The following is a 9,115-nucleotide window of genomic DNA, read 5'->3' as shown; positions in this document are numbered from 1 at the left end:
CCGCCGTGGTAGAAGCCCTTGTCGGCGGGGTTGAAGCCGTTCTCCAGCCGCCCGCCCGTGATGCCGCCCGTGTCGTTGGCGGGGTCTCCGTTGGCTGGCCGGGCTGGGCTTCCTCAACCCGGTCTGGCAGACGGTGGTCCAGCAGGAGTTCCAGCCCGGGGTGCTGGCCCGGGTCACCTCGTACGACTGGCTCCTCTCGCTGGCCGGCGCCCCGCTCGGCTACGTCCTGGCCCCGCTGGCCGCCGACACCTGGGGCAGCCGCGCCCCGCTGCTCGCGTCGGCCGTGCTGGTGACCCTCGTCTGCGCCGGCACCGCGGCCGTCCCCGGCGTCCGCCGATTCGGCACTCGCCCGCCCCGGCCTGCCACGGCAGAGGCGGCACCCGGGGAGGCGACCAAGCGGCCCCCGGCCCGGACCTGACCCAGCCTCAAGGCCCGGTCCCAGAGCCGAACCGGATTCGAAGGCCGATCACCACGACGCCCCGCCCGGCCACCTCCTGGCGCCGCCGCCCGCCGACGCCTCGGCCTCGTCTCCCGGATCTTGCCGGTCACCCGCCGCCGAACGGTGCCACGGCGTCCACCCGGCCTACGCGTTGGCCCTGCGGTGGGCCCCGGCCCGGTCGAGCCGGTAGAAGAACGCGTACTCCTCGGGGCCGACCCACGCGAACTCGCCGGCCCTGCGCGCCATGTTCGCGGCCGCCCACGCGGCGATCACCATGGCGACGGGGGTGCCGAAGACCGCCAGAGCGAAGAACGCGGGGCCGCGGGTGAGGCCCATCACGACCACGCTCTCGACGAAGAACACGGCCCCCGTCGCCAGGGACGCCCGCACGGACCACCGCCTGGTGGGCGCGCCCTTTCGGCTCGCTGCCAGTGAGACCCCGGCCACCAGCCCCGGCAACGCCCCTGTGACCAGCCCGAACGCAACGACCGCGAGCCCGGTCCCGAGCCCGAGAGAGTCCGCGACGCCCGCACCGATGAACAGGCAGGGCGCGGCCCCTACCACCGCACCCAGCCCGGTGGCGTGCCAGACGACCGTCGACTTGCGAAGCACGATGCCCACCCCCTTCGACAGCGGACTGTAGGCGGAACACCGGACGGGCGGTGAAGCGGGTCCGGGACAGCGTCACAGGCCCTCACCCGGCGGGCGGGGGTGAGGGAAAGGAAACCGCCTGGGTCACCCGGGTCCCGCTGCTCGCGGCAGTAAGGCCGGTGACGCTCGCCCGCGCGGGCACCGCGGCCGTCCCCGGCGTCCGCCGGTTCGCCCCCCGGCCACCCAGCCACCCCAGCCCGCCACGGCGGCACCGGGCCAGCGCCCTCAGCACGTGTCCCGATGGGCGAGTGCTCGCCGCAGGTGGGCGTTGGCTAGCATCCCAGCTGTGGAATTCACCGCTGGAGCCCCCGCCGCCTGGCACGTGACGTTGCAGAGCGGCGCACTGATCGAGCTGTGGGCCGACGGGTACACCGAGGACGAGGGCGCTTACCTCTTCTCGCTCCTGGTTCGTGCGACGGAAGCGGAACAGGCCGAACTCGACGTCACCGCGAGAACCCCCGCAGACCCGAGCCGAGTCGCCATCACGGTGGCCCGCATCCCCCTCTCGGAGGTGCGGGACCTGCACACAGCCGCCCTGCGCGCCGTGAGTGGGCGCTGCGCCTGCCCCACTGTGCTGGTGTAGCCTCCGCAGCCCCGGGACGTTGCCAGCCCCGCGGCTGACGTCCGCTCACTGACGCCCGTCCGGGCAGGCGCCGCGACGGCGTCCGACAGCTCCGCACCCGGCCGCCGCGGCAGACGTGGCGCCCGGGCCGGCGGCAGGGCAGCCGGCCCGGGTGCCGGCTTCGGAGCCGGACCGGGGTCAGGGGCCGGTCACCGCGACGCGGTTCCGGTCCGGGTGCCTCAGTTCCAGATGCCGGTGATGTCCGCCGCGGTGGCCGCGTTGCCCGCGTGGCCGGTGGTGCCGGCCAGGTCCTCCAGGGTGCGCAGCACGTTGTAGTGGTTGTAGGTGGTGGCGCTGCTGCTGCCGGGCGTCACGTGGGCGCCGTAGATCACGGTCGGGATGCGGTTGCCGGACAGCCGGTTGTCCTCGTCGAAGGTGACGACCAGCAGGCTGTTGTGGGTCTGCGCCCAACTGGCGTACGCGCCCAGGTTGTTCTTGATCCAGGTGTCGCCGGTGCCGACCGAGCAGTCGTGCATGTCGTTGCAGAGGTTCGGCACCACGAAGGAGACGTTCGGCAGGGTGCTGTAGTCGGTCGGGAACTGGGCGAAGGTCTTCGCCGAGCTGACCGGGACGTTGCCGAAGCCGAACCACGGGTTGTGCTTCTGGGCGTAGCTGCCGCTGCTGCACACGGTGCTGCCCTGGCTGGGCAGGGACTCGTTGTAGCTGGCCCAGGTCTTGCCGGCGGCGATCACCTCGGAGGCGAGGTTGGCGGCCTGGAAGCCGCCGACCGGCACACAGCTGTCGTCGACCCGGCCCTGGGTGGAGCCGGAGAACAGCGCGTAGTAGTTCGGCTCGCTCGGGTGGGTGATGCCGAAGGACTGGGTGAGGTTGGCGCCGCCCGCCTTGAGGGTGTTGTTGATGTACGGGGCGCTGCTGCTGCCGATGACCTGGGTGTAGGCGTGGTTCTCCATCACCACGACGACGATGTGGTCGGGCGTCGGCAGCGCGGCGGCCTGGGCGGTGGTGGCGGTGGCCGCCCAGAGGCCGGCGGAGGCGGCGACCAGGGCTACGGCGGAGCCGATCGCGGTCGCGGTCCGGCGGGAGCGGGGGGAGCGGCGGGAGCTGGGGTCCAGGGGCTTCGTGGACGAAGTCATGACAATTCCTCGGGTAGGAGACGGCCCGCGGGCCGGGCTCGGAGCGGGAGGTGCCGGCCGTCGGGCGGGGAAGTTCCGTGGTCGGTGCGGGAGAACCCGGTGGGACGGGCCCGCCGGAGTGCGCGAAAGCGCCCGAACAGCATGGGGGCGGACCCGTTGACGCGGGTAGACGCCGGCAGGTGAAACCTTGGCCCCGGAGCGGGAAACGAACGGTGCGAGCGCCGAAACCACCACCGACAACGGGAAATGCGGGCGAACCGGTTCACATTGCCACGGACCGCCCCGGCCGGTGATAGTGACCTCCGAACGGCGCGGTCGGACACCGCGTCAGCTGAGGGGAGAACCGAGGAACATGGCGAAGACCAGCCTTCTGCGTCCGCTCGCGGTGGCCGCCGCCGGCGCCGTCCTGGTGGCGACCGGCGCCCTGCCCGCCGCGGCCGCCGGCCAGACCACCACCGACGCGGCCGCGCCCGACCTCGCCGGTGTGCGGGCCGCCCTCCAGGCCACCACCGCGGCCGGCGCCCCGGGGGCCTTCGCGGTGATCCGCGACCACGGCACGGCCGACCGGACCCGCTCGGTGAGCGTCGGCCTGGCCGACCTGGACGGGACCCCGATGAACTCCTCGTGGAGGTTCCGGGTCGGCAGCAACAGCAAGATGTTCGCCGCCGTTCTCGTGATGCAGCTGGCGGAGGAGGGCCGGATCGACCTCGACCGGCCGCTGCGCGAGTACCTGCCCGAGGGCGTCCTGCCGGAGAGCTGGACCATGACGGGCCGCCAGGTGCTGGAGCACCGGGCCGGTGTCTACGACCACACCAACGACCTGCTGGAGCAGGCCGGCGAGGAGACCACCAGCGCGTTCGAGGCCCGCATCCGCAACACCGTGTACGACCCGCGCGCGCTGGTGGCGATGTCGGTCAAGCACGGCCTGCAGTACACCCCAGGCAGCCGCTACGCCTACTCCAACACCGACTACGTGCTGCTGGGCCTGGCGGTCGAGCACCTCACCGGCCAGGCGTTCCCGGAGGTGCTGAACGAGCGGATCATCCAGCCGCTGGGCCTGCGCGGGACCTCCTTCGTCGTGCCCGACCGGACGATCCGCGGCGCCCACGTCACCGGCTACCTCACCAACGACGACCGCACCAAGCCGCTGCTGGACTCCACCGAGCAGACCGGCTCCTGGGTGTGGAGCGCCGGGGCCCTCATCTCCACCGCCGAGGACCTGGACCGCTTCCTCTCCGCGCTGATGGCCGGCCGCGACGGCGGGCTCGTCTCGGACGCCTCGCTCCAGCAGATGACCGCCGCCCTGCCGACGCCCACCCCGAAGATCTCCTACGGCCTGGGCCTGCGCCGCATCGCGCTCTCCTGCGGGGACGTGTACGGCCACGGCGGCATCGTGCAGGGCTTCAACACCCAGTCCTTCACCACCCCGGACGGGCGGCGCAGCGTGGTGGTCCTCGCCAACGCCTCCAACAACGGCGCGGTGACCCAGGGGCTGATGAACACCCTGGAGCCGGCCTTCTGCGGCAAGCAGCCCGCCGCCGCCCCGCGGTCGAACTTCGCCCCGTCCTCGGTGCCGGCTTCGGCCCCGGTGAACTCGCTGCCGGTGGTGGAGGACACCCGGATCTGACCGGCCGGTCCGCCCCGCGCCCGCTTTCCGGTTCCGCTGGGACCGGAGGCGGGCGCGGCCGTCGTGGGACGCCGGTCAGCACCGGTCAGCGCCGGGCGCCGGTCAGCGCCGGGCACCGGTCAGTGCCGGGCACCGGCCGAGCGGGGGCCCTCCGCGCTCAGGTCGGTGAGCGCCTCGGTGAGCAGTTCGCGGGCCTCCTCGGGGCGGCCCTGCTCGATCAGCGCGGTGCCCAGTTCGGTCAGCGTCTTGGTCATGCTGTCCGGGCGGCCCACCGCCTCGAAGTGCACCAGGGCCTGCCGGTACGCCTTCTCGGCGGCCGGCCAGCGCCTCAACGCGGCGCGGTCCAGGCCGAGTTCGTGCGCGGTCATGGCCGCCAGCAGGTGGATCAGCGGCGAGGACCAGCGCTCCACCAGCTCCAGCGCCCCGGCCAGGGCCCGCCGGCGCGACTCCACCGCCTCCTCGGCCCGGCCGGACTCCCGCAGGCAGTTGGCGGCGCCCCGCAGGGTGACCAGCCGGCCGATCATCGCCGAGCGGTTGTCGACCTCGGCGAAGGCGTCCGCCGCCCGGTGGAAGGCGTCGGTCGCCTCGCGGTGCCGCTGGAGGTAGCGCAGGCCCGAGGCGAGGTAGGTGAGCGCCCAGCCCTGCTGCTCCCGGTCCCCCGCCGCGCGGGCCAGCTCCAGCCCCTCGGCGGCCAGTTCGACGCCCCGCTGGTAGCGGTGCAGGCAGGTGACGTACGTCCAGGCCAGGTAGTTGACGTGCACCGCCTCGACCCGGGTGTCCCCGATCGCGCGGGCGGCGTCCACCGAGAGCTGGAACACCTCGGCCCAGATGCCCCAGCTCAGCAGGCGGTCGGAGAACCAGTGCATCGCCTCGGCGGTGTCCACCACCTCCCGGTACCGGCCGGCCCGCTGCGCCTCGTGCAGGGCGGCCAGCCACTCCGGGTGCTCGTACTCCAGCCAGGCGGCCGCCTCGGTGAGGTGCGCGGGCGCGGAGCCGCCGGTGCCGGGCTCCTCGGCGGCGTGGTCGGGGTCGAACCGCAGCCCGTACTCGGCGGCCAGGGCGAGGATCCGGCGGCCGGCCCGGGTGCGGGCCTCGGCCAGCTCCTCGGCCGTCTCCTCGGCGGCCAGCCGCTCGCCCGCGTAGAGCCGCACCAGGTCGTGCAGGCGGTAGCGGTCCGGGGTGGCCGCCTGCACCAGTCCGGCGTCCACGAGCTGCTCCAGCACCAGCTCGGTGCGGGCCGCCGACCCGCCCGCGTAGGCCGCGGCGATCTCCGCGGTGAAGTCCTTCCCCGCGGTCAGCGCGCAGCGGCGGAGGACGAGTCGGGACTCGACCGGCAGCCGCCGGTAGGACAGTTCGAAGGCCGGGCGGACGGCCAGGTCGCCGGTCTCCAGCAGGTCCAGCCGGTTCTCCTCAGCGGCGAGCTGGCGCACCAGGTGGGCGACCGGCTGCTGCGGGCGGGCGACCAGGCGCTGCCCGGCGATCCGCAGCGCGAGCGGCAGGTACCCGCAGAGCCTGGCCAGTTCGGCGGTGGCGTCGGGCGCGGCCTCGATCCGCTCCCGGCCGGCGATCCGGGCCAGCAGCCCGGCCGCCTCGGCCGGGGACAGCACGTCCAGGCTCAGCCGGTGCACCGACTCCAGGCCGGGCAGCACGTTGCGGCTGGTCACGATGGTCACGGCCGGGCCGGAGCCGGGCAGCAGCGGGCGCACCTGGCCCTCGTCGGCGGCGTTGTCCAGCACCAGCACGAGCCGCCGGTCGCGGACCAGCGCCCGGTAGAGGCCGGCCCGCTCCTCCGTCCCGGCGGGCACCGCGGCGTCCGCCACGCCCAGGGCGCGCAGCACCTGGCCGAGCGCGTCGCGGGCGGGCAGCGGCTGCGCCGACATGCCGCCGAGGTCCAGGGAGAGCTGGCCGTCCGGGAAGCGCTCGGCCAGGGCGTGGGCGGCGTGCAGGGCGAAGGAGGTCTTGCCGAGGCCGGGCTGACCGCTGATCAGCACCACCCGCGGGTGGGTCGGCCGCTCGTCCTCGGCCAGCCGGGCGAGCAGGGCGAGGGCGTCCTCGCGGGCGGTGAAGTCGGCGATGTCGCGGGGCAGCGCGAGGGCGCTCTGGCCGGTCTCGGCGGGGGCCGCCGTCGGTCTGTCGGCGCCCGGCGCGTCCTGGCCGGCGGCGTCCTGGCCGAAGGCGTTCCGGCCGGGGGCGTGCAGCTCGGCGGCGTGCAGCTCGGGCAGGTCCTGCTCGGCGGCGCGGCGGCCGGCGGTGTCCTGGCGCGGTACCGAGCGGGCGGGCCGGGCGGGGATCCCGGCGGACGCCGGACCGGGCCGCACCCCGCGCGGGCGGCCGGACTGCGCGGCCCGGTCCAGCGCCTCCGCCTGCGGACGGTCCAGCCCGAGCGCCTCGGCCAGGGCCCGTACGGTGCGCCGCTGCGGCCCGCGGGTGCGGCCGCGCTCCATGTCCCCGAGGGCGCGCAGGCTGACCCCGGCGGCCGCGGCGAGCTCCTCCTGGGTCAGGCCCGCCGCCACCCGGTGCCCGGCCAGCAGACGGCTGAACTCGTTCGTCTCCGTGTCCGTGCCGCCCCCGGCCGCCATGCCCGCCCCCACTCGTTCGGTCCTGCGCAGTTCCGCACTTCTGCCTGGAGTCGCCTGCGGCGGTTCGCTCCAGGCAGAAGTATGCCCCGGCCGGCGGGTTCCTCCCACCCGGCCTGCCCTCAGGGTATCCGCCCAGGTCAGGACAGCTGCACGCGGGCGGGGCGGCCAGGCGGCAGCGGTTCCGCCGGGGCCCGAACCGCCGATAGTTCCGCCTGTGGTTCCGCTGGTCGAACGGCGGTTTTCCGCCACCGGCGGCCGGCGGGAGGTCACACCAGCCGCCTCGCCTCCGCGCCCTCGACGGTGCGCCCGAGGGCGTCCAGCAGGTCGGCGAGCAGGCCGTGGGAGCGGGCTTCGAGGGCCGGGTCGCCGACGGTGCGGCCGAGCGCGACGGCGAGCCGGGCCGAGGAGAGCGCGGCGTCCCGGCGGCCGAGGGCGTGCAGCGCGCGGGCCCGGCTGTGGGTGGCGAGGACGGCCTCGGCGCCGCCGGAGCGGGCGGTGGCGGTGCGCACCGCCTCGTCGGCGTGGCGCAGGGCCGGCTCGGGGTCGCCGGCCAGGACCAGCGCGTCGGCGAGGCCGGTGAGCGAGCGGACCAGCAGGTGGTCGGTGGCCGGGGTGCGGGCGGCCGCCACCAGGTCGCCGAGCATCGGCAGCGCCCGCTCGTACCGGCCGGTCCGCACCAGGGCGGCGGCCACCCGGCTGCGGCAGTGGTGGCGCAGGGCGGGGTCGCCGGCCCGGTCGGCGGCCTCGACGGCCCGCTCCAGCGTGTCGGCGGCGGTGCGGTGGGCCGAGCGGTCGACGTGCAGGACGGCGAGGTCGGTGGCGAGCCGGGCGACGGCCGACTCGTCCCGGTCCGCGTGCGCGGCGCTCAGCCCGGCCTCGACCACGGCCCGCCAGTGGACCCGGTCGTGGCCGGTGGCCTCGTACAACCGGCCGGCCCGGTGGGCGAGCCGCCAGGCCGCGGTGGCCCGTCCCTTCTGCTCGGCGCAGAGCACGACGGCGCGCAGCGCGCTCTCCTCGCGGCGGAACCAGGCCGCCGTGCCGGCCGCCGCCGTGCCTTCGGCCGTCCAGCCCTCGGTGACGTCGAGGTAGTGGGCGATCAGCCGGTCCAGGGCCAGGTACCGCTCCTCACAGGCGAGTTCGGCGGCCTGCGCGGCGGCGTGGCGGCGGACCAGCTCGCGCCGGGCGTACCGGCCGGGGCTGGTCTCCTCCAGCAGGTGGACGGCGTCGAGCCGGGTCAGCAGGGTGCGGGTGGCGGCGGGCGGGAGGTCGGCGAGGGCGGCGGCGGTGTCGGTGCCGATCTCCGCGCCGGGGTGCAGGCCGAGCAGGGTGAACAGCCGGGCGGCGTCGGGCGCCAGCGTGCGGTGGGTCCGGTCCAGCGCGGTGGTGAGGCCGAGCGGGCCGCGGGCGGTGCCGGGGCCGGAGAGGGCGGCCAGGCCGGTCTGCTCGTCGGCGAGTTCGGCGACGAGGTCGGCCACCGACCAGTCCGGCCGGGCGGCCAGCCGGGCGGCGGCCAGCCGCAGCGCGAGCGGCAGGTGGTCGCAGCGCTCGGCGAGTTCGGCGACGGCCTCCGGCTCACCGGCCGTACGGTCCGCGCCGAGGGTGCGGGCGATCAGGGCGGCGGCCTCCTCGGGGCCGAGCACGCCCAGCGGCAGCGGGATGCCGGCGGTGCGGACCAGCAGGTGGCGCAGCCGGCTGCGGCTGGTGACGACCGCGACCGGGGCGGGCTCGCAGTCGGTGGCCGGCGGGTCGGGCAGCAGCGGGGCCAGCTGCTCGTAGGAGGCGGCGTCGTCCAGCACGACCAGCATCCGCCGGCCGGCGACCAGTTCGCGGTAGCGGCGGGCGCGGTCCCCGGCCTCGACGGGCAGCGCGTCCGGGGCGACGCCGAGGGCGGTGAGGAACTCGCCGAGCACCGCGGCGGGTTCGCGCGGCCCGTCCGGGTCGAAGCCGTTCAGCTCGGCGCGCAGGATGCCGTCCGGGAAGTAGGCGTCGCCGCGCAGGGCCGTCCACTGCCGTGGTCAGGGAGGAGGAGCCGACCTTGACGACGATCCGCCGCGCGGTCAGCACCTCCTCGCGCAGAGAGTCCTCGCTCATCTCGCTGTACGC

Annotated in this window: 7 protein-coding genes; 3 read left to right on the top strand and 4 right to left on the bottom strand. The window is 75.8% G+C overall.

The window, feature by feature from the left end:
* Positions 1-133: 133 nt before the first annotated feature.
* Positions 134-418 (top strand): hypothetical protein, encoded by a 285-nt coding sequence (locus ABZW03_RS31335; RefSeq protein WP_355265741.1) that lies wholly within the window; start codon positions 134-136, stop codon positions 416-418.
* Positions 419-583: 165 nt separating this feature from the next.
* Here ABZW03_RS31335 and ABZW03_RS31330 read toward each other — a convergent pair whose 3' ends face one another.
* Positions 584-829 carry a hypothetical protein gene (locus ABZW03_RS31330; RefSeq protein WP_355265738.1) on the bottom strand — a complete coding sequence of 82 codons (246 nt, stop codon included), beginning with the start codon at positions 827-829 and terminating at the stop codon, positions 584-586.
* Between the two features lie 547 nt (positions 830-1,376).
* On the opposite strand from ABZW03_RS31330, the gene ABZW03_RS31325 reads away from it, so the two are divergent.
* The gene (locus ABZW03_RS31325) at positions 1,377-1,673 is read left to right on the top strand and encodes a hypothetical protein (protein ID WP_355265735.1); all 297 of its coding nucleotides are present in this window, start codon (positions 1,377-1,379) and stop codon (positions 1,671-1,673) included.
* A 218-nt stretch (positions 1,674-1,891) separates the two neighbouring features.
* Here ABZW03_RS31325 and ABZW03_RS31320 read toward each other — a convergent pair whose 3' ends face one another.
* Positions 1,892-2,806, bottom strand: a complete 915-nt coding sequence (locus ABZW03_RS31320; protein ID WP_355265733.1) for an alkaline phosphatase family protein — start codon at positions 2,804-2,806, stop codon at positions 1,892-1,894.
* 352 nt (positions 2,807-3,158) lie between these two features.
* Between ABZW03_RS31320 and ABZW03_RS31315 the strand changes: the two genes are divergently transcribed.
* Complete coding sequence (locus ABZW03_RS31315) at positions 3,159-4,433, top strand: serine hydrolase domain-containing protein (protein WP_355265730.1); 1,275 nt, start codon at positions 3,159-3,161, stop codon at positions 4,431-4,433.
* A gap of 119 nt (positions 4,434-4,552) precedes the next feature.
* Here ABZW03_RS31315 and ABZW03_RS31310 read toward each other — a convergent pair whose 3' ends face one another.
* Positions 4,553-7,012 (bottom strand): helix-turn-helix domain-containing protein, encoded by a 2,460-nt coding sequence (locus ABZW03_RS31310; protein ID WP_355265727.1) that lies wholly within the window; start codon positions 7,010-7,012, stop codon positions 4,553-4,555.
* Between the two features lie 266 nt (positions 7,013-7,278).
* The gene (locus ABZW03_RS31305) at positions 7,279-8,922 is read right to left on the bottom strand and encodes a tetratricopeptide repeat protein (protein WP_355265724.1); all 1,644 of its coding nucleotides are present in this window, start codon (positions 8,920-8,922) and stop codon (positions 7,279-7,281) included.
* Positions 8,923-9,115 lie beyond the last annotated feature (193 nt).

The organism is Kitasatospora sp. NPDC004799 (genome assembly GCF_040609095.1).
Taxonomy (GTDB): Bacteria; Actinomycetota; Actinomycetes; order Streptomycetales; family Streptomycetaceae; genus Kitasatospora.
Note: the sequence above shows the minus strand (reverse complement) of the source record. Positions and strands in the feature narration are given on the sequence as shown.